This window comes from Natronorubrum sp. A-ect3 (genome assembly GCF_041821125.1).
GTDB lineage: Archaea > Halobacteriota > Halobacteria > Halobacteriales > Natrialbaceae > Natronorubrum > Natronorubrum bangense.
The window spans coordinates 289,362-312,354 of record NZ_JBGUBB010000001.1; the positions used below are offsets into that span (position 1 = coordinate 289,362).

General features: G+C 61.1%; 21 protein-coding genes. 9 read left to right on the forward strand and 12 right to left on the reverse strand.

Going from position 1 to position 22,993, the window contains the following annotated elements; all coding sequences use genetic code 11:
• The first annotated feature begins 73 nt into the window (after positions 1–73).
• Positions 74–502 carry a Rieske (2Fe-2S) protein gene (locus ACERJA_RS01445; protein ID WP_373606556.1) on the forward strand — a complete coding sequence of 143 codons (429 nt, stop codon included), beginning with the start codon at positions 74–76 and terminating at the stop codon, positions 500–502.
• 37 nt (positions 503–539) lie between these two features.
• On the opposite strand, the gene ACERJA_RS01450 is transcribed toward ACERJA_RS01445, so the two are convergent.
• Together ACERJA_RS01450 and ACERJA_RS01455 are read right to left on the reverse strand one after the other, a co-directional pair.
• Positions 540–902, reverse strand: coding sequence for a hypothetical protein (locus ACERJA_RS01450; protein WP_006067885.1), 363 nt, complete (start codon positions 900–902; stop codon positions 540–542).
• Between the two features lie 198 nt (positions 903–1,100).
• The gene (locus tag ACERJA_RS01455; protein WP_006067886.1) at positions 1,101–1,397 is read right to left on the reverse strand and encodes a transcriptional regulator; all 297 of its coding nucleotides are present in this window, start codon (positions 1,395–1,397) and stop codon (positions 1,101–1,103) included.
• A gap of 144 nt (positions 1,398–1,541) precedes the next feature.
• Here ACERJA_RS01455 and ACERJA_RS01460 point away from each other — a divergent pair, with 144 nt between their 5' ends.
• Entirely contained in the window at positions 1,542–2,510 is a 969-nt protein-coding gene (locus tag ACERJA_RS01460; RefSeq protein ID WP_373606557.1) for a sugar phosphate nucleotidyltransferase, read from the forward strand.
• On the opposite strand, the gene ACERJA_RS01465 is transcribed toward ACERJA_RS01460, so the two are convergent.
• The 8 genes from ACERJA_RS01465 to ACERJA_RS01500 form a co-directional block, all read right to left on the reverse strand.
• Complete coding sequence (locus ACERJA_RS01465; protein ID WP_373607437.1) at positions 2,494–2,919, reverse strand: DUF892 family protein; 426 nt, start codon at positions 2,917–2,919, stop codon at positions 2,494–2,496. The two genes, ACERJA_RS01460 and ACERJA_RS01465, sit on opposite strands and share 17 nt — an antisense overlap.
• Before the next feature lie 42 nt (positions 2,920–2,961).
• Positions 2,962–4,314 (reverse strand): RNA-guided endonuclease TnpB family protein, encoded by a 1,353-nt coding sequence (locus ACERJA_RS01470; protein ID WP_373606558.1) that lies wholly within the window; start codon positions 4,312–4,314, stop codon positions 2,962–2,964.
• A gap of 221 nt (positions 4,315–4,535) precedes the next feature.
• Positions 4,536–5,261, reverse strand: a complete 726-nt coding sequence (locus ACERJA_RS01475; RefSeq protein ID WP_373606559.1) for a diphthine--ammonia ligase — start codon at positions 5,259–5,261, stop codon at positions 4,536–4,538.
• A gap of 52 nt (positions 5,262–5,313) precedes the next feature.
• Positions 5,314–6,564, reverse strand: coding sequence for a DUF373 family protein (locus ACERJA_RS01480; protein WP_373606560.1), 1,251 nt, complete (start codon positions 6,562–6,564; stop codon positions 5,314–5,316).
• 72 nt (positions 6,565–6,636) lie between these two features.
• Complete coding sequence (gene sppA / locus ACERJA_RS01485) at positions 6,637–7,632, reverse strand: signal peptide peptidase SppA (protein ID WP_373606561.1); 996 nt, start codon at positions 7,630–7,632, stop codon at positions 6,637–6,639.
• A 144-nt stretch (positions 7,633–7,776) separates the two neighbouring features.
• Complete coding sequence (locus tag ACERJA_RS01490; protein ID WP_006067892.1) at positions 7,777–8,658, reverse strand: coiled-coil protein; 882 nt, start codon at positions 8,656–8,658, stop codon at positions 7,777–7,779.
• Positions 8,659–9,314: 656 nt separating this feature from the next.
• On the reverse strand, positions 9,315–10,205 hold the full coding sequence (locus ACERJA_RS01495) for an SDR family oxidoreductase (RefSeq protein WP_373606562.1): 891 nt from the start codon (positions 10,203–10,205) through the stop codon (positions 9,315–9,317).
• A gap of 72 nt (positions 10,206–10,277) precedes the next feature.
• Positions 10,278–10,703: a DUF5791 family protein gene (locus ACERJA_RS01500; RefSeq protein WP_373606563.1), complete on the reverse strand. Its 426-nt coding sequence runs from the start codon at positions 10,701–10,703 to the stop codon at positions 10,278–10,280.
• Positions 10,704–10,831: 128 nt separating this feature from the next.
• Here ACERJA_RS01500 and ACERJA_RS01505 point away from each other — a divergent pair, with 128 nt between their 5' ends.
• Both ACERJA_RS01505 and ACERJA_RS01510 read left to right on the forward strand, forming a co-directional pair.
• Entirely contained in the window at positions 10,832–11,914 is a 1,083-nt protein-coding gene (locus ACERJA_RS01505; protein WP_373606564.1) for a tubulin/FtsZ family protein, read from the forward strand.
• 397 nt (positions 11,915–12,311) lie between these two features.
• Positions 12,312–13,499, forward strand: coding sequence for a bifunctional oligoribonuclease/PAP phosphatase NrnA (locus ACERJA_RS01510; protein ID WP_373606565.1), 1,188 nt, complete (start codon positions 12,312–12,314; stop codon positions 13,497–13,499).
• A 19-nt stretch (positions 13,500–13,518) separates the two neighbouring features.
• Here ACERJA_RS01510 and glmM read toward each other — a convergent pair whose 3' ends face one another.
• The gene (glmM, locus tag ACERJA_RS01515; RefSeq protein WP_373606566.1) at positions 13,519–14,841 is read right to left on the reverse strand and encodes a phosphoglucosamine mutase; all 1,323 of its coding nucleotides are present in this window, start codon (positions 14,839–14,841) and stop codon (positions 13,519–13,521) included.
• Positions 14,842–15,110: 269 nt separating this feature from the next.
• On the opposite strand from glmM, the gene ACERJA_RS01520 reads away from it, so the two are divergent.
• The 4 genes from ACERJA_RS01520 (at position 15,111) to ACERJA_RS01535 (ending at position 20,454) form a co-directional block, all read left to right on the forward strand.
• Positions 15,111–15,419, forward strand: a complete 309-nt coding sequence (locus ACERJA_RS01520) for a transcription factor S (protein WP_373606567.1) — start codon at positions 15,111–15,113, stop codon at positions 15,417–15,419.
• Between the two features lie 121 nt (positions 15,420–15,540).
• Positions 15,541–15,849 (forward strand): hypothetical protein, encoded by a 309-nt coding sequence (locus ACERJA_RS01525; RefSeq protein ID WP_006067899.1) that lies wholly within the window; start codon positions 15,541–15,543, stop codon positions 15,847–15,849.
• Between the two features lie 80 nt (positions 15,850–15,929).
• A complete protein-coding gene (gene smc, locus ACERJA_RS01530; RefSeq protein ID WP_373606568.1) occupies positions 15,930–19,514 on the forward strand; it encodes a chromosome segregation protein SMC in 3,585 nt (1,194 codons plus the stop codon).
• Complete coding sequence (locus ACERJA_RS01535) at positions 19,486–20,454, forward strand: segregation/condensation protein A (protein WP_373606569.1); 969 nt, start codon at positions 19,486–19,488, stop codon at positions 20,452–20,454. Before smc ends, ACERJA_RS01535 begins: the two co-directional genes overlap by 29 nt.
• Positions 20,455–20,510: 56 nt before the next feature.
• On the opposite strand, the gene ACERJA_RS01540 is transcribed toward ACERJA_RS01535, so the two are convergent.
• Positions 20,511–21,125 carry a hypothetical protein gene (locus ACERJA_RS01540; RefSeq protein ID WP_373606570.1) on the reverse strand — a complete coding sequence of 205 codons (615 nt, stop codon included), beginning with the start codon at positions 21,123–21,125 and terminating at the stop codon, positions 20,511–20,513.
• 316 nt (positions 21,126–21,441) lie between these two features.
• Here ACERJA_RS01540 and ACERJA_RS01545 point away from each other — a divergent pair, with 316 nt between their 5' ends.
• Positions 21,442–22,905: an MATE family efflux transporter gene (locus ACERJA_RS01545; RefSeq protein ID WP_373606571.1), complete on the forward strand. Its 1,464-nt coding sequence runs from the start codon at positions 21,442–21,444 to the stop codon at positions 22,903–22,905.
• Positions 22,906–22,993 lie beyond the last annotated feature (88 nt).

A 22,993-nucleotide genomic window follows, 5' to 3' on the forward strand; every position in this document is an offset into this window, starting at 1 on the left:
AGCGTGTTAAAGCTGCGTCAGACATCTTCGAGACCGCAACGTTCACCACGACAGATTACCAACCGAGATGGCGATGGATGCGTCTCAGCGGATCACTGCACTCGATGCGGTGTCAACGGACTCGACGACGCTCTTTCGTGTGACGAACGGTTCGGGTGATGAACAGGAAGCCGTTCTCGTCGCGACGGAATCGACCGACGACGAGCGAACGATTTCGTGCTGGCTGAACTACTGCCAGCATCTCACTCATATCAAAATCGACAAAGGCACGGGGGCACCGATGCGAGACGGCGAACTCGTCTGTGCAAATCACGGCGCATACTTCGACGCCGACTCCGGGGTGTGTACGTACGGACCCTGCGAGGGTGCCTATCTCACCGACCTCGAGGTGACCGTCGCGGATGGCGACGTCTACCTGACCGATGACGAGTTCACGTACGTCGGTGCCGGACCGATCGATGACGACGACGATCTGACGTCGACTTCGAACGTCGAGTTCTAGCCACGAGTGCCGACGGCGAGACTGAGACGTAACGAGCCTACCGGAGTGCAGCCGGTGAGACCATGTCGCGCTCCTGGTTATACTCGAGAAGCCCGGCGTCAGTCAGCCGTGGCAGATGGTCGTGGTACAGCGAAAGATAGACTTCGTGGACACGCTCGGCTGAAATATTTGGCATCTGACGCCCGGTTTCACGGACGGCAACCTCCTCGGCGGCGTCCGGGAGTGTCAGCGATTCTCCATACGTGCGCATCACCTGAAGCAGTAGCCGTCGGCGCTGGTCGGCGAGCAGTCCGAACGCGTTGTCGATCGTTTCGGCCGATGCCTCGCACGTATCGAGGTTCTCGAGCACCGACAGGACGAACTCGACGCAGTCGGACTCGGGGTGGGGCGTGGCAGTCATTCGTATTCTCCATGAGCCTCCCGAAACGAACGGAAACCTGTCGAATGGAGACGAAAGACGATGACAGGCATCAGTGAGACATCTCACCGAACGTTCGCTCGAGAGTTCGTACCGATTTCTCGGCACCACAGTAAATATTAGTATCGAATCTGTTTCAGGTTGTCAGGGAACGTTGACAGTTTCAGCGACTGATAGCTCTTACTCAATCGTCAGCGTCGGCTCTGAGACGGACTCGCTCTTACAGTTTGGACACCGCGAAGGGAGATTTAGCAAGTCGTCGAAATCATCGAACCCACAGTCCCGACATGTCGGCGGTGCGACAAGCACCTGTTCGTCCGTCTCCGTCCCGGCAACCGAACGGGAGACGTGTTCGGCGTGTCGGAGCACCGACTCGGGAGTCAGATCGAGTTGCACTGCGAGCTCGCTGGGTGTTGCGGGTTCGATACGGAGCGCGTCGGCGAGTCGCTGTCGCGTCGTTTCGTCGGCCTCGCGCATACCTCGACAGACGGGCGTCGGGGTTTTATACTGTTTGACGACGGCCAGCCCGCTCGAGTTGGGTCCAGCAGCCGTTGTGCATCTGCCAGCACCAAGATTGCTGAAAGGACAACTGACTTACCACAGGCTAGTGAACGCCGAATCATGAAAGCCGTCGTCCTTGCCGGCGGGTACGCGACTCGAATGTGGCCGATCACGAAACATCGGCCCAAGATGTTCCTCCCGATCGGTGACTCGACCGTCGTCGACCGCATCTTCGAAGCCCTCGAGGCTGACGATCGGATCGACGAGGTCTACGTCAGCACGAACGAGCGGTTCGCTGCCGACTTCGAGGCCCACCTCGAGGAGAGCACGTTCGAAAAACCACAGCTATCGATCGAGGAGACCACCGAGGAAGACGACAAGTTCGGCGTCGTTGGCGCGCTCGCACAGCTGATCGATCGCGAGAACGTCGATGACGACCTGCTGATCATTGCTGGTGATAACCTGATCAGCTTCGATGTCGCGGCGTTTCTGGACTACTTCGAGGAACGGGCTGCCCCGACGCTTGCCGCCTACGACGTTGGCTCCCGTGAGAAGGCCAAATCCTACGGGCTCGTCGAACTCGAGGACGACCGTGTCGTCGACTTCCAGGAGAAACCCGACGAGCCCAACAGCACGCTCGTCTCGATCGCCTGTTATGCGTTTCCCGCCGCGTCGCTGTCGCTGCTATCGACCTATCTCGAGGACGGCAACAACCCAGACGAGCCCGGCTGGTTCGTTCAGTGGCTCCAGAACCGCGAGCCGACGTACGCCTACACCTTCGAGGGCGCGTGGTTCGACATCGGCACTCCCGAGAGCTACCTCGATGCTGTCGCCTGGCATCTCGACGGCGAGTCACTCGTCGCCGATTCGGCGACGCTCGAGAACGCATCGATCGGCGACAACGTCCACGTGATGGACAATGTTACCCTCGAGAACACGACGCTCGACCACGCGGTGATCTTTCCGGAGGCAACGGTGCGCAACGCCGACATTCGCCGGTCGATCATCGACGAAGGGACCCACCTCGACGACCTCGACCTCGCGGGCGCGCTGATCGGCGCCCACACGACGATCAAAAACGGCTCCTGACGGTATCAGGCCGGAAGCTCCTGAATTCGTTCGAGACCGCTCTCTGTTTTAGTCTGCTCGAGCGGAGCGACGACCTCATCGGCAGATCCATGCGATCGGCAAGCGTCAACAACGTCTCGAGTTTCGTGAGCTCGAGGCGTTCGATCGCACGCCCGAACTCCGCCTCGACGAGGTCGCCGAGCACCGGATCCTGGAGGTCCGCAACACGATCGTCGCGTTCTGTTCGGAGTCCCGACAGTGACGCGCTCTCGATTGCTCCGGGTTCGACGCCGAGCCCTTCGAACAGCGGCTCGAGCCGGTCGAGCTGTTCAGCTGTCGCCTCGCTGTGGGCCATGTAGTACGACTCGAGGGGCTCGTCAGTCGCTGCCTCAGCCAGCTCCGTCTGGAGGTCGGCAAGCTCCTGCTCGATGTGGTGAAGTACCGCGGGCGCGGTGGCCCGCGGCGTCCGTGTTTAGTCCTGCACCGCTGACGCAACGGACTTTGATTCCCCTCGCACTTGCCCCTCGACTGAGGCTTGTGTCGCCGTTCCGCGGCGATGAACACCCGAACCAAATACTGGTCCGTGAGGGTCGGCCCCTCCACCAGGGCCCGATACCGTCCGTCTCACCTTCTTCACTTTCGGAAGGGTGTTGAGAGACGGCACATTCTCATCTCTATCCCACAACCACTCCTGCACTACGCACACTGCTGCTTTCCGATCTGCATGATCCTGGAACGAACAATCCGTACACTTGAACCGCTTCTTCCTGCGGTTCGCACGAACTTTGTGTAGGCAGTCAGTGCATGGGCAGCGCTGACTCGTGTATTCTGGATCAACGGTTTGGCTTGGGATGCCGTTCCAGGCAGCTTTATACGAGATGAACGTGCGAAGTTTGTCGAACGGGAGGCTGTGGAGACGTCGATTCATTGTGGTACCGTAGTCGATGTCCTCTCGCATGTCTTTGAGGTCTTCAAAGACAACAACCGGAGTATCGAACTGCGAGAGCCACTCGACCACGTCCCGTGAAACCTTGTGAAGCTGATCGTGAACGAAGTCCCGTTCCTCAGTCTGCACTACCGCATCCATCGCACTCTGGCCTGCCTCTTGCATGCGCTTACGCTTCGTGAAGAACTCGTGACGGACCCGTTTGATATCGGGATATTCGATTACCGTGGAGGCGATGACGCCGTCATTACGGGTCAGGGCGGCGAGTGCAATGCAGTCTTCGTTAATATCGATACCGACGATTGTGTCAGCGGTCTCTGGTGAGGCAACTGTGTGCGTTTCGTGCGTGGTGGTGACGTGAAGACGCCATTCGTCGTGTTTGTACACGAGTTCGGCAGTTCCAACACGCCAGTCATCACTGGTAAGTGCGGTCTTCACTCGTTCAAGCTGATCTGGGCTGCCTTGGAGAGTGCCGCGAACGTAGTTGTACGGTTTGTAACTGATGCGGAACTCAACCTCTCCATTTTTGTTGAGTGTAAGCGCGTACCCTTCGTTGTGATTCATCCGCACTGGGTACGGTTCATCGATGTACGTTCGCGGGCGACCCCAGTCAAGACGATCGTCGTCTTTGTGTTCGTGGTAGGTTTCGATCTCTTGGAGAGCCTTATCGATGAGTTGTTGGGTGGTGTTTTTGACGTGGTTAGCGCGCTCAGTGATTGGGGTTTCGATGTCGTCCCAGTCCCACCCTTGCCGGTCGAGACGGTTGACTTCGTTACGGATACGTCTGGCTTCAAGCGACGCCTCACGCAAGTTGGCAGGCTCCCCCTCAGTAATGTCGAGACCGAACGACAGCGAGTGGGTGAGCTCTGCCTCTTGCATATGTCTATCATTTGGATAACCCATTATAAAACTACAGACCAGCACTGAGAGGTGCACTGAGTGACGGCATTCAGCCCCGGGCACAGTGGCCCGGGGCACTCTGCCTGCTACCTATGTAGAGTTCCCGTAGCTCCCGGACGAACAGGTCGTGTTCGGATTCGATCATGCCATTGGCAGGGTCTCCACCGAGGCGCAAAGGGGTTCGGCCGTCGAATGAAACGTTACTCGAGGTGAGCGTCCGTGATCCGCACCCGTCCGCGGATGCCGTCCCACTCCGTGTCGTACTCGAGGTTGATGCGACGGTCCATATGTGGGCCGTCTACGACCAGCGTTTCGAACTCGCCACCCTCACCCAAGATGTGGACGCCGTACGCCTCGTTGAGCTGTTCCAGTTCCGCAAGCGCCTCGTGATCGAGGGTTCGGCCGAGCCACGACTCGTCCAGCCCGTGGGCGGCGACCTGAATAATCGTAATTTCGAAGCCGGCCTCGAGCATCTCGTCAGCGAGTGCTCGCGGGTCTTCCTGCCACAACGGCGCGAACAGCTCACAGCCCAGGCGGTCGCACATCCCCTGAATGCGACTCGTCTGGTACTCACTCTCGACGGCTCCCGCCGTGACCCCCGCGATACCGCCCTCGAGTCGATCGTCGAGGTCGACAAGCGCCGCCTCGAGGGGCTCGAGTTCGTCGTCACCTTGGACACTCGAGTCGGCTGCTGTGGCGGCCTCGAAGTCGTCAGGGTTGACATCGACAAGCGGAATGTCGGTGCTTTCTGCGGCCAGTGCAGCGAGATCCGTCGCAGGGACGTGATACATGTAGGAGTCCCCCTCCGGATGGACGGTAACGAGATGCGAGACCTCGAGGCCCGCTTCGAGCGCCTGGTACAGCGCCCACGCCGAGTCTTTGCCGCCCGAAAAGAGGCTTACCCACGTCCCGTCTGCATCGCTCATAGTCGTCACTGAGCGCACAGGGGTAAATGGATACCGAGTCGGCTGGTGTGGCTTACTCGTCGGCGCCGTCCGAGCCGTCGGCGTCGGCGGTCGACCCCGTCGGCCCACCGTCGGTGAGTTCAGATTGCGGACTCGAGTCAGCGCTCGAGTCCGAGTCGACGTCGGCGTCGACAAGGGCTGTCTCGGGTTCGCTCTCGCTGAAATACGACGCGAGCCGCGCACCGACGAGGCTGATCACGATCGCCGTTACGACGAACAGGGCCAGCCGTTCGCCCGCAGTCACGGCGAAGCTCTCGTTCGAGAGGGCACCGAACTCGTAGGCCGGGACCACGAACGGCTCGATGACGCGCTGTTGCTCGAGGAAGTATGCCGAAAAACCGCGGATGACCAGCCCGACCGAGACGACAATAAAGGGCAGACTGAGGTAGGAACGACGGATCGGCTCGTCACTGATCGCTTCGTCAAGCAGCCGACCAGCACTCGCCGTGAGCGCGGCCATCACGAGCCACGGCACGCTGTCGAAGGCAAACTGCATCGCCGGGATCACCACTCCAGGAGGATCGTCCAGACTCGAGACACCGAGTGCGCCCGCAAAGAGCCCGACAAACGTCAGGCCGGCCGCAACGACGTAGGTGACGACCGAGACCTGTCCGGAGTACAGCGACTCACGCGCCTGATGGGCGAGTCCGGTAACGAGTTCGTCGATGTTGAAGCCCTTATACAGGAGGAAGACACCGATAACGGTCGTGATCGCCGCGGCACCCTCTGCAGGGCCAACGACGGTCGCGAGCATCGGGAAGACCAACAGCGTGAGCCCGATCGGAACGAGCACGGTCTGGCGGAGCTCCTCGTCGGCGAGAAACTGCTTGAGCAGGTAGTACGTCGATTCGATATCTCGAGCCTGTCGGACGACGACACGGTCGACCGAGTCGACCTGCATCCGGCTCTCGACGATCGGCACCAGCCGCTCGTCTTCTGCGCTGTCGATGACGACGACAGCTGAGTCGGGATCGTACTCGGCAACGAGTTCGTCGAGCTGATGGGCGACTGCTCGATCGGCCGAGACCATCGACTCTCGGTCCCCCGAGACGACCGCGACGACGACGTCTTCGTTCTCGTCGCGTAAGTCCTGGGCGACGCGTAGTGTCTCGAGCAGCGAATTCACTCCCGAGTCCTCCGGATCCGCCAGTCCGACGTCAGTTACCAGCGCGCGGACTGCTTCCCAGCCGACAACGGGCGACCGAAGGCCGGTCTTGCGCCCCACGTCGTCGGTCCGGTCGAGGCAGACGACCAGCGTTGTCACGATAGCCGTTCCATGCTGTGTGACGATAAAACCACTTACTCGTTCGACGCGTCGACAGCGTTGGCAGACGGGTTAGATCCGCAGTCGAAACTCCCGATCCTCCGCGATACCGGCGATACCCGCGCCGAAGGCGTAGGCCAGTTGCTGGGCGCCAGTGCCAACGCGAGCCATCAACGGCCGCTCCGGCTCGAACTCTTCGACCGCGACATCGTCTCTATCGAGCCGATCCGCCAGCTCGGTCTCGAGTTCCCGACGCGTGCCGAGGTGGTCGACCAGCTCCATCTCGTACGCTTCTTCGCCGAGGTAGATCCGAGCCTCGGTGTCACGGACGAACTCGGGTTCGAGGTCACGTCCATCGCTGACTCGCTCGACAAACGTCTCGTAGTAGTCGTCGATCAACCCCTGGAGATACTCGCGTTCGTCGTCCTCAAGTTCCTTCAGGGGCGTGCCGGCGTCTTTGTACTCGCCCGCGGCGAGTCGTTCATACGAGAGGCCGACTTTCTCGGCGAGATCGTTCGCGTTTACGCGCGACCCGATGACGCCGATCGAACCGACGATACTGCCGTCGCGAGCCCAGAGCTCGTCACAGCCGCTTGCAATCCAGTAGCCACCGCTCGCACAGACGTCAGTCGTGTAGGCGATCGTCGGGCCGTCGAACCGCTCGGCAGCGAGTCGAATGTCGTCGCTCGGCACGATTTCGCCACCCGGCGTGTTCAGCTTCAGCAGTAATGCGTCGACGTTGTCGTCCTTATCAGCCCGGTCGATCTGGTCGACGATATCGTCGGCCGGCGTTCCCCGCGGACTCGAGGGCAGGCGTCCCCCGCCACCGTCGCGAGTAATCGGCCCCTCGACGGCAACCTCGGCGACGTCGTAGCCCGGAAACAGTGAGCCGGCGACAGTTCCGGCGATCCGGATCCCGGCAACGACAACGACGAGCGCCACGAGGACGCCGGCCAGATCGGCAAGCGACTCCGGATAGACGACGAACAACGAGACCCCAATCGCAGCAAACACCGCGGTCCCAACCGCGACGATCAACAGACGTGCGATCCCACGACCGCTAGCCATCGGCAACACCTCGTATCATGGCAGCACCTGTGGCTGCCGTCGAGTTAAGCGTACGTGTTCAGACACAGTCAGCCAACTCGCAGCCGTGGCTGGCGCCTACAGCCTCAAAAACATCCGCAGAAAGACACAGGTGGACGAACCGTGTTAGAGCAGCCCCGTCTTCTGGAGCTTCATCAGGTCCTCGGTGTCGAGGGTTTCGCCTTCCTTGAACTTCTGATAGATCTCTTCGGCCTCTTCTTTGGCCGCTTCCTTCTTTTTGTCGCGCTGGGATTTGCGCTGTTCTTCTTCTTTCTTGTCCAGTTCGCGCAGGCGCTTCTGGACGCGGACGAAGTCCTCGTGGTGGCGGTCGGCGGCCTCCTGGGCCTCGACGAAGGACTCGTGCATCTCGTCGGCCTCGTCACGGACGTCGTCGGCTTCGCGGTAGGCCTCGATCATCTGGTTGTGATGTTCCTGGGCCTTGTCCGCAAGCTCCGTGACTTTCTGGTGGTGTTTTGAGGCTTCCGAACGCACTTCTTCGGCTTCCTCGACAAGCTCCTCGAGATCCTCGTTCTGGTCGAGTTTCTGCTTGCGCTCTTCGTACTCCTCGCGCTTGGACTCGATCTTCTCGATGAGCTCTTTCTCGTCTTCACTCGAGAGGACTTCGGTCTGCTGTTTGAACTCGAGTTGCTCGATCTCCTCTTTGAGCTCCTCGAGGTCCTTGCCCTCGTCGAGTTCCATGTCGGACTTGAGCTTCTCGACCTTGTCGAACAGCTTGTTGGCCTCGGCGTTGAGCTCGTTACGGCTGTCCTTGTGCTCCTGGACCTGCTCGTTGAGCTCGTCACGCTTTTCGCGGTGTTCCTGGGCTTTGTCGACCTTTTCGCGCGTCTTGGCGTTCAGGTCGTCGCGCTTGGATGCGCGCTCGGAGGCCATCTGATTCAGATCGTTTCGCCGATCTCGGAGCTGCCCGGCCATCTTGATAAGCTGGCCTTTCGATTTGTTTTCTAGGTCGTCCTCTGTAAGTTCGATGTTCTGTGATTCGTCTACCATGTGTTAGTCAAACCTCTGTGCCATACCCGCACCGGGGGCGATCGGCGTCTCGAACGGAGCCGACACCCGTCGCTCGGGAGTCAGTCCAGCAGTGGGAGACGCGACTGTGTACAGCGTTCGCTCACAATCTGCGAAACCTCGGTGAATAAGATTTCCTGTCATCGATCGTCGAGCGATACGCGCCCCGGTGGCGTTCTGGTATCAGATTCTACTGTCGCCTTCAATTTAAATGTACCGGTCGCAAAACCCCTGAAAACAGTTGACACGGCCGTCCTCGGCTGTGTTGGGCCGTGACACGGGTGTTGCGACAGTATATAAACGGTCGCGGTCGATCACTCCGTTCGATGGAACTCTATCCGGGATGCCCTCCAGTGGTTCACTCGACTCAGTTCGTCCCTCGAGCAGGCATCGAGCTCACCGGTCGTGTCTGCCGGGCTGTCGTCGCTAGAGTAACACCTGAACCGGTGTCCACACAGATCGCATCGCTCACGGGTCACGTCGTTCCCCGCTCGCCAGAGTGTGGTTCTCGCTCACGTCGTTCGCTCACGGGTCGTTCCTCCCCGTTCACTTTCCGCGGTTCGGAACGAACGAAGTGAGTGAGAACCGCGCACGCTCCGAACCGCGCTCCTGTCGTGCGATCGGGTGCGTACTGCCGTTCAGTGGCTCCGATAGGCGTCGATTGCGTCACGATACCCCTCACGATACGTGGGATAGGCGAACGTATAGCCTAGTTCTCGCAGTTTCTCGTTGGAGCAGCGTTTGCTCGTCAGAATCCGTCGCCGAGCGGCGTCCGAGAGGTCCGTGTCCTCGAGTCGGTCGGCTTTCGTTCGTTTCGGTGGCTGGTCGACGTCGCAGGCCGCAGCGAGCCAGTCGGCGAACGTCCATTTGTCGACGGGTTCGTCGTCGACAACCTGGACGACCTCGCCGCGAGCGAGGTCCTCCTCGAGCAGATACCGGACCGCTCCTGCAGCATCGTCGCGATGAACCATGTTCAGGTAGCCTTCGGTGACCGGCCCCTCGAGATAGCGCTCGAGACGATAGCGGCCGGGACCGTAGAGGCCAGCGTAGCGTGCAACCGTGCCATCGAACCCATACTCGGGTGGCAACTCGCGGGCGACTTGCTCGGCTTCGGCGAGCACCTCGGTTTTCTCGGTCGTTGGCTCGAGCGGCGTCTCCTCGTCGACCCAGTCGCCGTCGTGGTCGCCAAGGACACCCGTCGAGGAGGTGTACACCAGCCGTTCGGGGCTCGCGTCACGTTCGCCGAACGCTTCGATTGCCGTTCGGAGTCCGCCGACGTACACCTCGCGGGCTGTGTCTGCACCACGCCCGCCGCTGCTGGCGGCGAAGACGATCGCATCGACGTCCGGCACGGCCTCGAGGGCCTCCCGGTCGGTTATATCCGCTTGTACGGCCTCGAAGCCGGCCTCGGTGATCGCCTCGATACCCTCGTCGGATCGACGCACTCCGATCGCATCGTGGCCGCGGTCGGTGAGCTGTCGGCCCAGCTCGAGGCCGACGTGGCCACAGCCTAAAATTGCAACGTCCATGTCCACAGTCGGGTATGAACCACTATAACCCCCCTGCTCGCAGCGATACTGGCTGCCACTGACCCTCGAGGCTCAGGGCGCGCCGTCGGCGATCACGTACTGGATGTGGACGAACTCCTCGAAAGACATCGGCGCGCGCCGTTCAATCTTCTGTTGGATCTCTTTGGCATCGAGATCGAGTTCGAGTTCGGTTTCAATGGCGTCGACGTCGAGGACAGCCGTCGACATCCCCAACAGGAGATGCTCACAGGCGATCATCACTAGCTCGTCTGCGTCGGGTTCGCCGTCTTCGAGTGCCTGAATCTGGGCCACCGCCTCGAGTGTGAGTTCGGGTGACTCTCTCTCGAGAAGCGCGCTGGCGGTTTCGGCGTCGACGTCGGTCTGGTCGGCGATTTCGTCGGGGCCGTACTGGTCGATAACCGATCTGAGATCGGCCTCGTACGCTGTGCGGAGAGCAGCGGGCGAGTCGGGAACGGTCATCCGCTGTTCGTAGAACATGCCAGAGAGAACGGGTATCGGGCAGAAAGGCATTGCTATACAGGCAGCTTCCAGCCAGCGACCGTCTTTTTAGGCTGACTAACAGTTTTACCGGAACGTTCAACAGGACACCGTTGCATACACGTGACATGAAAGTTGCCCTGATCGGTGTTGGGCAGGCCGGCGGTAAAGTCACTGAACGACTCGCTCGATTCGATGCGAACATGGGTTTTGGAGCCGTTCAAGGCGCGTTGGCCGTCAACTCCGCGAAAGCCGACCTCCAGTCGCTCGAGTACGTCGACACCCAGTTGATCGGCGCAGACCGCGTCAACGGACACGGCGTCGGCGGTGACAACGAACTCGGCACGGAAGTAATGCAGTCGGACATACAGCAGGTACTGGGCGCGCTTGACGGTCGTGTTACCTCGAGTGCTGAGGCGATCTTCGTCGTCGCCGGCCTCGGCGGTGGCACCGGTAGCGGCGGCGCGCCAGTGCTCGTCCATCACCTCCAACAGGTCCACGACGTCCCCGTCTATGCGCTTGGCATCCTGCCGGGACGCAACGAGGGGGCGTTGTATCAGGCCAACGCTGGCCGCTCGCTGAAGACGATTATCCGGGAGGCCGACTCGACGCTACTCGTCGACAACGACGCCTGGCACGCACAGGGCGAAAGCGTCGAAGGGGCGTTCGAAACGATCAACGAACGGATCGCCAAGCGCGTTGGCCTGCTGTTTGCCTCCGGCGAGGCCGTCGAGGGCGTCGGCGAAAGCGTCGTCGACTCGAGCGAGGTTATCAACACGCTGCGGGCGGGCGGGATCGCCGCCCTTGGCTACGCCACTGAACTCGCAAGCGAGGACAGCGCCGAGAACATTCGAACTACGATGAGCGTCTCGCGACAGGCGCTGCTGACGGGGACGAGTCTGCCGGAGGCGACGACAGCCGACTCGGCCCTGCTGGTTATCGCCGGCGACCCCGACCGGATCCCCCGGAAAGGCGTCGAGCGAGCCCGGCGCTGGCTCGAGGACGAGACTGGCAGCATGCAGGTTCGTGGCGGCGACTTCCCGCTCGAGAGCGACCGTCTCGGCGCGCTCGTCTTACTCGGCGGTGTGGAACGCTCCGACCGGATTCAGGAGTTCATGGAGCGCGCACGCGAGGCAAAGCGAGAACAGGAGACAGAACAGACGGACCACGCCGACCAGTTCACCGACGACCGACTCGAGAATCTGTTCTGACGAACCCGCGGTTTCCGAACTGGTTCCCTCCCCAGCGTCGACTGCAGGTCAGGCGTGCAATGCCACTATCGAAGTCACTGAACGGCAGTACGCACCCGGTCGCACGACAGGAGCGCGGTTCGGAGCGTGCGCGGTTCGGAGCGAACGACGTGAGCGAGAACCGCGGAAAGTGAACGGGGAGGAACGACCCGTGAGCGAACGACGTGAGCGAGAACCGCGGGACAGCGAACGGGGAGGAACGACCCGTGAGCGAACGACGTGAGCGAGAACCGCGGACAGTACGATCGGTGTGCAACCAGTTTCAGTTGTTACGATACCTGAATAGACCCCACACAAACTGACGAGCAGCCGTCAGTCGCGGGGGAAAACTCTTGAGGATTCGATATAATTGTGTGATATGCTAAACCAGTCCATCTCGAGACGCAGTGCGTTCCTCGAGGTGGACGTGTTGGTTCTCGAGCCGATCGTTGACACGGCACGGTCTCTCGAGCCGCTGGTGCTCTCTTTGCTCGTGGTGGCGACCGTCGGGGTCGTCCTCGGTGGCTGGTGGGTCGTTCGCTGGTTTCGGCGGCCGCCCGGTGTCCACCTGCAGCGACTGCTGGGCAACTACGACGAGATTGCGGTGTTGATGCACCCGAACCCGGATCCGGACGCGATGTCGTGTGCAATGGCCATCGATACAATCGCGGCGTCTGTCGGTACCGACGCGACGTTACAGTACTCCGGCGAAATCCGCCATCAGGAAAACCGTGCGTTTCGAACCGTCCTCGATGTCGATCTCGGGTCGATCGAATCGAGTTCACAGCTCGCTGCTGACGCCGTCGTCCTCGTCGATCACAACACGCCACGTGGCTTTGCGGGTTCACAGACCGTCGAGCCGATCGCGGTTATCGATCATCATCCCGGAAATGGGACCGGAACAGAGTTTACCGACGTCCGCACGGAGTACGGCGCTGCGTCGACGATTCTCGTCGAGTATCTCGACGAACTCGATGCGTCGATCGGTCCCAGAGACACGGGTCGGTTCGACGTCACTGAAGCGCTCGCCACCGGGTTGCTCTACGGGATTTTGTCCGATACGAACCACCTGACGAACGGCTGCTCGCGAGCAGAGTTCGACGCTTGTGGCGTGCTCTTTCCGAGCATCGACGAGGATCTCCTGGATCGGATCGCCAACCCACAGGTCAGCGACGACGTGTTGCAGGTCAAGGCGACGGCGATCACCGAAAAACGCGTCGAAGGACCGTTTGCCGTCTGTGACGTCGGCGAGCTCTCGAACGTCGATGCGATTCCCCAGGCCGCAGACGAACTCATGCAGCTCGAGGGTGTCACGGCGGTCATCGTCTACGGCGAAAACGACGGCACGATCCACCTTTCGGGGCGCTCTCGAGATGACCGGGTCCATATGGGAGAGACACTTCGACACGCAACCAGCGACGTGCCGATGGCCAACGCGGGTGGCCACGCACGGATGGGAGGTGGGCAGGTATCCGTCGATCACATGGAGGGGATCGGCCCTTCCGACGGGATCACCAGAGCTGAGTTCGAAGAGCGGCTCTTTTCAGCGCTGGCCGGGGAGCGATAACGCGGTCGACGTCCACGTCCTACTCGGCGTTGGCCGCGTCGACAACGAGCGCGCGGGTATCCTCGAACAGTGCGTCCGCCCGCTCCGGATCACGCGCTTCGGCAGTCACACGGATTACGGGTTCGGTCCCACTCGGACGGACGAGCGTCCAGCCGTCGCCGTGGTCGATCCGAATACCGTCTAATGCATCGATCTCCAACTCGCGCTCGCGGACCGTCGCTTCGATGCGGTCCATGACGGCTGCTTTATGATCGACCTCGATCGACGTGCGCCGGATCGGATACGTCTCGAGGTCATCGACTGCCGCTCCGAGCGGGCCGTCTCGAGCGACCATCGCTGCGAGTGTACAGGCTGCCAGCGGGCCGTCTGGACAGAGCGTTTCCTCGGGCCAGATCCACGCACCGCTGGGTTCGCCACCGAAGACGACCCCGGGCTCGGTCGCCCGTTCTGCAACGTAGACATCACCGACGGCTGTCCGCGTCACGCTGGCCCCAACAGCCGCGAGCGCGTCGTCGACGGCGAGACTCGTATCCACCGGAGCAGCGACTCGGTCCCCATCGCCCGCTGCTTCGCGGGCGAACAGCGCGAGGAGGAGATCCTTCGGGACGAACTCGCCACGCTCGTCGACGGCCATCATCCGGTCGCCGTCGCCGTCGTGGGCAACGCCGAGATCGGCGTCCGTCGCGCCGACCAACTGTTGGAGATCCGTCAGCGTCTCCGCGTTGGGTTCGCTGGGCCGACCCGGGAATCGCCCGTCCGGCTGGGCGTTGAGCGTCCGAACCTCACAGCCCAGTTCGAGCAGCGCATCCGCCGTCACGCTGCCGGCACCGTTGCCGACGTCGACGACCACCTCGAGACCGCCAACCTCGCCGACACTGTCGACGACCGTCTCGACGTGTCGCTCGAGTACGCCGTCGTGGTGGCTGCGGTCGCCGAGACCGGTCCAGTCCTCGAGGTCGTAGCGCTCGTTCTCGACGCGATCCGTAATTGCCGCCCGGCGCTCAGTGTCGAACGCTTGCCCGCTTGGCGACCAGAGTTTGATCCCGTTGTCTTTAGCCGGGTTGTGTGAGGCCGTAACGACGACACCTGCATCGGCCTCGAGCCAGTCGACAGCGCGGGCGACGGTCGGTGTTGGCGCGACACCGACCTCGATGACATCGCCGCCACACTCTCGTATGCCGGCAGTGAGTGCGTCGACCAGTATCGTTCCGCTCTCGCGGATATCACGGCCAACGACGACGCGTTCATACCCCTCTGAGGGCAGCGCACGACCGACGGCAAGCGCCAGTTCGGCCGTGACTTCGTCGCCGACCTCGCCGCGAATACCGCTCGTTCCAAACATGCTCGAGGGATAGCACGAGCGGGTACATAAACATCCAAACTCCGTCCGGCATTCTGAGAGGAAATCGGTTCGAACGGAGGCCGTCCTGAGTGGAGCGCCGCTCGCACAGCAGGCGGTGAACGCAAGACCGCGTTGTGTGGCTCGGTGTCCCGGAAACGAGCGGTCGTGTTCGACCAGCCCATCCGTGGTGCTTGCGGACACGAACTGAATCGTCGCGCCCGTGGTAAACGCGCCGCTTAAGTCACTTGGCCGATGTAGCCCGGATAACGATGGAATTCTGTGACGAATGCGGTTCGATGATGAAAGCCGACGACGGCATCTGGGAATGCGGGAGCTGTGGCTATACGAAACCGAAAGGCGACGCGTCCAAATACACCGTCACGGACGATCAGGAAGCAAGCGAGGTTATCGAATCCTCCGGGGAGACGTCGCTGCCGGAGACCGACGCCCACTGTCCCGAGTGTGGGAACGACCGCGCCCACTGGTATATGCAACAGATCCGGTCGGCTGACGAATCCGAGACGCGCTTTTTCATCTGTACCGAATGCGAGTACAAGTGGCGCGAAGACGACAACTGAGCGACTGACGGCGCCAGCCGTGCACTTTCGGGCGGATGAGCCGATCACGGATGCGAAAAATACCAGAACGGTTAGTTATGTCTGACGTACGTTTATGTTGCCGGACGGACCGCTAGGAGATATGTCGAAAAATCGCGTCGAGCAACTCGAAGCGACAGTTGCAGAACTCGAGTCGACGGTCGAGGGCCTGACGGACGAACTCGTCGAATCGAAAGAACGAATCCGGGTTCTCGAGGCCGAACTGGATACCGAGACGCCGACCCGCGTACCCGAGCGACGTGTCCGTACGGAAGAGACGGCAAGCGAAGACGACACCCAGGAGGCTGCACCCGACGACGTGGCCGAAGCCACGGCTGATGCAGACGTCGAAGACGAGACGACGACCGACGAAGCGGAAGACTCAGGTAGCGACGACATTATTGTCGCATAACTGCGTGGCCGCGTCGCGACCCACACTCGACTCGCGACCGTCCGGCCATGATTCCCTGCTGTGACGAAGTTGGCTAAAGTATGTATATCAAGGCACTCGTTCTGGACAATTTCAAGAGCTTCGGCCGCAAGACGAAGATTCCGTTTTACGAGGATTTCACCGTCGTCACTGGACCGAACGGCTCCGGCAAATCGAACATCATCGACGCCGTCCTCTTCGCGCTCGGACTGGCTCGAACTCGCGGTATTCGCGCCGAAAAGCTGACCGATCTGATCTACAACCCCGGCCACGAAGACGGCGACCGGTCGGCCGGCCCCCGTGAGGCGACCGTCGAAGTCGTGTTGGACAACAGCGACGAGACGTTGACTCGCTCGCAGGTCGTCAACGCCGCCGGCAGCGACGACGTCGGCGATGTCGACGAGATTCGCATCCGCCGGCGAGTCAAAGAGACCGAGGACAACTACTACTCCTACTACTATCTGAACGACCGCTCGGTCAATCTCTCCGATATTCAGGACCTGCTCGCACAGGCAGGTGTCACGCCCGAGGGCTACAACGTCGTCATGCAGGGCGACGTCACCGAGATCATCAACATGACGCCGCATGCTCGTCGAGAGATCATCGACGAGATCGCCGGTGTCGCGGAGTTCGACGCGAAAAAGGAAGACGCGTTCGAGGAACTCGAGATCGTCGAAGAGCGGGTCGACGAAGCTCAACTCCGTATCGAGGAGAAACGCGACCGACTCGCCCAACTCGAGGACGAGCGCCAGGAAGCCCTGCGATACCGACGATTGCGGCGTGAAAAAGAAGAGTACGAGGGCTACAAGAAGGCCAGCGAACTCGAGGAGAAACGCGACGAACTCGCACGCGCCGAAAATCGTGTCGACGATCTCGAGGAGGAGTTGACGGACCTCCAGCGTGAACTCGACGAACGCCAGGGCAAAGTCGTTCGCTTGCAAGAAGATCTCGAGGACTTAAACGCCGAAATCGAGCGCAAAGGCGAGGACGAACAGCTCCGAATCAAAAGCGACATCGAGGAGATCAAAGGCGACATCTCGCGACTCGAGGACAAGATCGAAACCAGCGAGGACGCGATCGAAGACGCCGAATCGAAGCGCCGTGAGGCCTTTGTCAAGATCGACCGCAAACAGGAACGGATCGAAGAGCTCACCGACGACATCCGCGAGCACAAACTCGAGAAAGCGCAGGTCAAAAGCGAGATTCAAGAGCGGGAGGCCGAACGCGACGCGCTCGAGGCCGAAATCGACGCCGTCGACACCGAGTTCGACGAACTGAAAGCCGACCTCGCCGAGCGCAAAGACGAACTGGAGACGGTCAAAACCGAGAAAAACGACCTGCAGCGCGAACAGGACCGCCTGTTAGACGAAGCCCGGCGACGTTCGAACGAGATCAGTGAGAAAGAGGCGACGATCGAGCAACGCCGCGAGGAGCTCCCCGAGATCGAGAGCAGACGGGCCGACCTCGAGCGCGAACTTGAAAAAGCCGAGACAAACCGCGAGAACATCGCCGGCGTCGTCGACGACCTCAAAGGCGAAAAACGCCGACTCCAGTCGGACGTCGACGACATCGACGATAAAATTCAGGCGAAACAACAGGAGTACGCCGAACTCGAGGCCAACGCGGGCAAAAGCGGCGACTCCTCGTTCGGCCGCGCGGTGACGACGATTCTGAACGCAGGGATCAACGGCGTCCACGGCGCGGTCGCCCAGCTGGGGACCGTCCCCGGCGAGTACGCCGTCGCCTGTGAGACGGCCGCAGGCGGGCGCCTCGCGAACGTGGTCGTCGACGACGACGTCATCGGCCAGCAGTGTATTGATCACCTCAAATCGCGCAACGCAGGCCGGGCGACGTTCCTCCCGATGACGGACATGCACAAGCGCCGGCTCCCCAACGCACCGAGCGATCCCGGCGTGGTCGACTTCGCGTACAACCTCGTCGAGTTCGACGGCCAGTACGCCGACGTCTTCTCGTACGTCCTCGGCGACACGCTGGTCGTTGAAGACCTCGAGACCGCCCGCTCGTATATGGGCGACTATCGGATGGTTACACTCGACGGCGACCTCGTCGAGAAAAGCGGCGCGATGACCGGCGGCTCCGGCGGCGGCTCACGCTACTCCTTTACCGGGGGTGGCGAGGGCCAACTCGAGCGCGTCGCCACACAGATCACCGACCTCCAGGACCAGCGTGAGTCCCTTCGCGAGGAGCTTCGTGGCGTCGACGAGCGCCTCGACGACGCCCGCGACCGCAAGACCGATGCCGCAGACGAAGTGCGCTCGATCGAAACCGAACTCGAGAGTCTCGCGGACGAACGCAAATCGATCGAAGCCGAGATCGACAGCCTCCAGAACGACCTCGAAGACCTCGAGGGCGAACGGGAGTCCGTCGACGAACGGATGACCGAACTCTCAGGCGAGATCGAGACGAAGACGACGGAAGTCGAGGAGATCGAAGCCGAGATCGACGACCTCGAGACCGAACTCGCAGACTCGAAGATTCCCGAACTGACCGCGGAAATAGAGGCCCTCGAGGACGAAATCGATGAGCGCGAAGGCCGCATCGCGGATCTCGACAGCACACTCAACGAACTGAGCTTAGAGAAGGAGTACGCCGAGGACGCGATCGAAGACCTCCACGACGATATCGAGACGGCTCAGAATCGGAAAGCCGAACAGGAAGCTCGAATCGACGACTGTGAGGACGCGATCGCCGAGAAACGCGAGGCACTCGAGGCAAAACGCGAGGCAGTCGCAGCGCTCGAGGACGAACTCACCGAGCTCAAAGCCGAACGGAGCGACCTGAAAGAAGAGCTGTCGACGGCCCGAACGAAACGCGACCAGCAACAGGATCGGGTCAACGCCGTCGAGAGCAAACTCGAGGACTCACGGAGTCGGCTGAGCGACCTCGAGTGGGAGATCGAGAGTCTCGAGGCCGACGTGGGTGACTACGATCCCGAGGACGTGCCGGATCACGAGACGGTCCTCGAGATGATCGAGCTGTTGCAGGCGGATATGGCGGCGATGGAGCCGGTGAACATGCTCGCGATCGACGAGTACGACGACGTGCGGGAGGATCTCGAGGAACTCGAGGACGCGAAAGCGACGCTGGTGGAGGAAGCCGAGGGGATCCGCGATCGAATCGAACAGTACGAGACGCTGAAGAAACAGACGTTCATGGACTCCTACGACGAGATCGCCGAGCAGTTCACGGAGATCTTCGAGAAGCTCTCGGAGGGGACCGGTACCCTCCACTTGGAGGACGAAGACAATCCGTTCGACGGCGGGTTGACGATGAAAGCCCAGCCCGGCGACAAGCCGATTCAGCGACTCGATGCGATGTCCGGTGGCGAGAAGTCGCTGACGGCGCTTGCCTTTATTTTCGCGATCCAGCGCCACAACCCGGCTCCGTTCTACGCGTTAGACGAGGTCGACGCCTTCCTCGATGCTGTCAACGCCGAGCGGATCGGCCAGATGGTCGATGAACTCTCCGACAAAGCGCAGTTCGTCGTCGTCTCGCATCGCTCTGCGATGCTCGATCGCTCCGAGCGAGCCATCGGGGTGACGATGCAACAGGACAACGTGAGTGCGGTGACCGGAATCGATCTCAGCAGCGACGGCGATGGCGAGGAGGTGCCGGCAAGTGACTGAGGACGATATTCCGCTGCAGATCGCCGGCCACGAAGACCGCGAGCGACCGGGAGCCGACGAGTCGACAGTTCTCGAGTTTTCAGAAGGCGACGAACACGACGGCGACAGCGGCGACAACGAAGCGGAGGGCGACGATGTCGAGCCCGTCGAACTGCTGGTCCAACTCGCCAAAGACGGCGAGATCGATCCCTGGGATATCGACATCGTCGCAGTGACCGACAAGTTCCTCGAGGCGCTCGACGAGGCCGACCTGCGGACCTCCGGTCGCGCGCTGTTTTACGCGAGCGTGCTTTTGCGGATGAAAAGCGACGAGCTGTTCGCGCCGGACGAACCCGAGGAAACGGAGCTGCCGCCGTGGGAGGCGCCCTTTGCAGACGACGGACCGATGGACAGCGATGATGGCGACGGCGGGCCAGCTCCCGGCTTCGACCCCATCGAGAGCCTCGAGGCGGAGATGGAACGTCGCCTTGATCGCAAACACGCCCGCGGAAAGCCGGAGACGCTCGACGAACTGGTTCGAGAGCTCCGAAGCGCCGAACGGGAGACGCGATGGAAGGAGTCCCGAAGTTACGACACGAGCGACTCGCCGCGTGGCTACGACCGCGGGATGCAGGAGCTGAACTACCACTCGGATGACGATTTCCGCGTCGACGACGAGCCCACAAGCGACGACGTGACGCATACGACCCACGAAGAAGACATCGAAACGGTCATCGACAACGTCGAAGGGGAACTCGCTGGCCAGTACGACCAGGGCCGCGAGGAGGTGTTGTTCGCCGAAATCGAAGGCGTCGGCGATTCACGGGTGATGACGTATCTGGCGTTGCTCTTTCTGTCTCACCGCGGTCGAGTCCGTCTCGAGCAAGACGAGCTGTTCGGCGATCTCTGGGTGCAAGACGCGGCAGTGGCGACGGACTCGAACGAAGCGCTCGCTGACTGATTGCACAGTAGAACCCGATCTCGCACGGTCCTCTCGACTCGAGCGACGACAAGCGATCAGTCAGCGGTTCCGAGTCCCGGAAGCGAGTCGCCGTGGTTCGTCCCGATCGTTGCGAGCACGAAGAGAATAGTGATGATCGTGCCGAGCATTACGCCGGGAAGCGCGAGCACACCGAGCATCGAGGCGACCAGCAGACTCGTACTCGCGGCGATCGCCGTCGCGTAGTAGTCGCTGACCAGATACCTGACGATCGACCGTTCGGCGTCGTCCTGGGATGAATCATTGCGATACGGCTCGAGGTGGGGTTGGAAAATCGTTATCCGGTCGGTCGGTCGAACGATGCCCCTCGATTTGTTGTACTCGATGACGCCTTTTTTGTCGAGTTTTGGAAGGTGTGACTGGTACAGCGGAATGTAGACACGCTGGCGTTGGGCGGACGTCAGCTCCGCAACCGTCGTATCGTGTTCGCGAGCAGCGACGTGCTCGGCGATATCTCGCATTTTGACGGAGTCTTCGCCCAACTCTAACAGGTAACGGATCGTGTCGCGCCGGCGGTTCGTCTGTAAGAGATGAAAGATTTCGTCCTGAGAGAGTTCCGTGGATTCCTCGAGTGGGGGCGAACCAGCAGCACTGTTCGAACTGCGGGGAGGGAGGACTGATTGGGGACACATACGCTTCACTCGGAGCAGGATGTCATGACGACGTAAACCTTTCTATATACAGAGATTCCTTTATACTTTTACCCTATTTCAGAAATATATCCAATCTTGGGAAGAAATATCTAGGATTGATACTGTTTTCGGAACCAGACCGTTGCTCGGAGAGACGACACACGCCACCTGTGTTGACGGTATGGACAGGGGACAATCCAGTCCGTCAGCAACGTGTCGACGCAGTCGAACGAACGCCACTGCGCGGCGAGCCGGTGATGAGTGCAGATATCATATCTCACGAGTCATGAAGTACGACGAGCGAGAGTGATAGCATATGTCCGCTGGATCCCCTCCAGACGAGAGTAGCCTCACGGAGGGGAGCCTTGTTCGGCCGATGTTCAAGTTGGCCTGGCCGCTCGTGGTCATCCAGCTGTTGCAGGTTGCCTACAACGTCGGTGATACGTTCTGGCTCGGGGCGCTTTCGCCCGACGCCGTCGGTGCAGTGAGTCTCGCCTTTCCGCTGCTCTTTTTAGTGATCGCGGTCGGGGCCGGTTTCACGACCGCCGGCTCGATTTTGCTCGCCCAGCACACAGGGGCTGAAAGTGGCAAAGGTGGTCTCATCGCCGGGCAGACGATCTCGTTTATTTCGCTGATCGCGATCGTCCTCGGTATCGTCGGGTACTTTGCGACAGATCCGATGCTCGAGCTCCTCCCTGCCGACAGCGACACGCAGACTGCGATCCTCCCCCTGGCTGGCGACTATCTGCGGATTTTCTTCCTCGGGGTTCCCTTCGTGTTCGGCTTTTTCGTCTTCGCTGCGCTCATGCGGGGCTACGGCAACACCCGTGCACCGATGCGAGTGATGGTTATTAGCGTCGTCGTCAATCTCGTGCTCGATCCACTGTTGATTTTCGGTGTCGGGCCGCTGCCTCGTCTCGAGATTGAAGGCGCTGCCGTCGCAACTGTCGTCTCGCGAGGCCTCGCCACGGTGATCGGATTCTACTTGCTGTACTACACGACGACCGGTCCAACCATCGAACTGACCCATCTCCGCCCACGACTCGAGTACGTCACCGAGATCACTAGACTCGGCGTCCCGACAGCGCTCGAGCAGTCGATGACAGCGCTGGCGCTAGTCGCAATGACGGCGATGGTCGTCACGTTCCCGCCGGCGGTCGTCGCAGCCTACGGGCTGGGTAACCGGCTGATCTCGCTTGCTTTCCTGCCCGCGATGGGGATGGGGCAGGCAACGGACTCGATCGTTGGCCAGAACTTAGGCGCTGGGCGGGCCGATCGGGCAGCGAAGGCGACGTGGCTCGCCTCGGGCGTCATTGGGGGAATCATGGCCGTCGCCGGCGCACTCGCCATCCTCTTTCCGGAGCCGTTCGTCGCGGTGTTTCTCACGGCCGAGGAAGCCGGCCGAGCCGAAACGCTCGCCTACGGCGTCACATACCTCCAGTTTGCTGCGTTCGCCTTCGTCTTCATGGGCATCATGCAGGTCATGCTCGGGGCGTTTCGGGGGGCTGGTAACACGAAGACGGCACTCGTCTTTTCCGTGCTGGGGCTGTGGATCGTCCGCGTTCCAGTTACCTACTATCTGATCTTCGTCGCCGGCTGGGGAACCACGGGCATCTGGACGGGCGTCGTCGTGGGCGACGTCGTCGGCGCACTCGCTGCGGTCGCGTGGTTTACGCGTGGCACCTGGAAGGAGTCGCTAGTGAACGAGGCGGACGAGGACTCGAAGACAGCGCGGCTAGAGGCGACAGAGTCGGACGATACCGAATCGGTCGCGGAGTGACGCGTTCGACACTCGGCGATCGAAATCCCACACACCGCAAACATCGGTACGGCCGCCGTATACCCGACTCCGTGAGCAGTAGTACTGC

What these genes read in the sequence shown, in the direction of transcription:
- ACERJA_RS01445 (WP_373606556.1), top strand. Translation starts at nt 74, where the DNA reads ATGGATGCGTCTCAGCGGATCACTGCACTCGATGCGGTGTCAACGGAC.
- ACERJA_RS01450 (WP_006067885.1), bottom strand. Translation starts at nt 902, where the DNA reads ATGACTGCCACGCCCCACCCCGAGTCCGACTGCGTCGAGTTCGTCCTG.
- ACERJA_RS01455 (WP_006067886.1), bottom strand. Translation starts at nt 1,397, where the DNA reads ATGCGCGAGGCCGACGAAACGACGCGACAGCGACTCGCCGACGCGCTC.
- ACERJA_RS01460 (WP_373606557.1), top strand. Translation starts at nt 1,542, where the DNA reads ATGAAAGCCGTCGTCCTTGCCGGCGGGTACGCGACTCGAATGTGGCCG.
- ACERJA_RS01470 (WP_373606558.1), bottom strand. Translation starts at nt 4,314, where the DNA reads ATGCAAGAGGCAGAGCTCACCCACTCGCTGTCGTTCGGTCTCGACATT.
- ACERJA_RS01475 (WP_373606559.1), bottom strand. Translation starts at nt 5,261, where the DNA reads ATGAGCGATGCAGACGGGACGTGGGTAAGCCTCTTTTCGGGCGGCAAA.
- sppA (WP_373606561.1), bottom strand. Translation starts at nt 7,632, where the DNA reads ATGGCTAGCGGTCGTGGGATCGCACGTCTGTTGATCGTCGCGGTTGGG.
- ACERJA_RS01490 (WP_006067892.1), bottom strand. Translation starts at nt 8,658, where the DNA reads ATGGTAGACGAATCACAGAACATCGAACTTACAGAGGACGACCTAGAA.
- ACERJA_RS01495 (WP_373606562.1), bottom strand. Translation starts at nt 10,205, where the DNA reads ATGGACGTTGCAATTTTAGGCTGTGGCCACGTCGGCCTCGAGCTGGGC.
- ACERJA_RS01500 (WP_373606563.1), bottom strand. Translation starts at nt 10,703, where the DNA reads ATGTTCTACGAACAGCGGATGACCGTTCCCGACTCGCCCGCTGCTCTC.
- ACERJA_RS01505 (WP_373606564.1), top strand. Translation starts at nt 10,832, where the DNA reads ATGAAAGTTGCCCTGATCGGTGTTGGGCAGGCCGGCGGTAAAGTCACT.
- ACERJA_RS01510 (WP_373606565.1), top strand. Translation starts at nt 12,312, where the DNA reads ATGCTAAACCAGTCCATCTCGAGACGCAGTGCGTTCCTCGAGGTGGAC.
- glmM (WP_373606566.1), bottom strand. Translation starts at nt 14,841, where the DNA reads ATGTTTGGAACGAGCGGTATTCGCGGCGAGGTCGGCGACGAAGTCACG.
- ACERJA_RS01520 (WP_373606567.1), top strand. Translation starts at nt 15,111, where the DNA reads ATGGAATTCTGTGACGAATGCGGTTCGATGATGAAAGCCGACGACGGC.
- ACERJA_RS01525 (WP_006067899.1), top strand. Translation starts at nt 15,541, where the DNA reads ATGTCGAAAAATCGCGTCGAGCAACTCGAAGCGACAGTTGCAGAACTC.
- smc (WP_373606568.1), top strand. Translation starts at nt 15,930, where the DNA reads ATGTATATCAAGGCACTCGTTCTGGACAATTTCAAGAGCTTCGGCCGC.
- ACERJA_RS01535 (WP_373606569.1), top strand. Translation starts at nt 19,486, where the DNA reads ATGGCGAGGAGGTGCCGGCAAGTGACTGAGGACGATATTCCGCTGCAG.
- ACERJA_RS01540 (WP_373606570.1), bottom strand. Translation starts at nt 21,125, where the DNA reads ATGTGTCCCCAATCAGTCCTCCCTCCCCGCAGTTCGAACAGTGCTGCT.
- ACERJA_RS01545 (WP_373606571.1), top strand. Translation starts at nt 21,442, where the DNA reads ATGTCCGCTGGATCCCCTCCAGACGAGAGTAGCCTCACGGAGGGGAGC.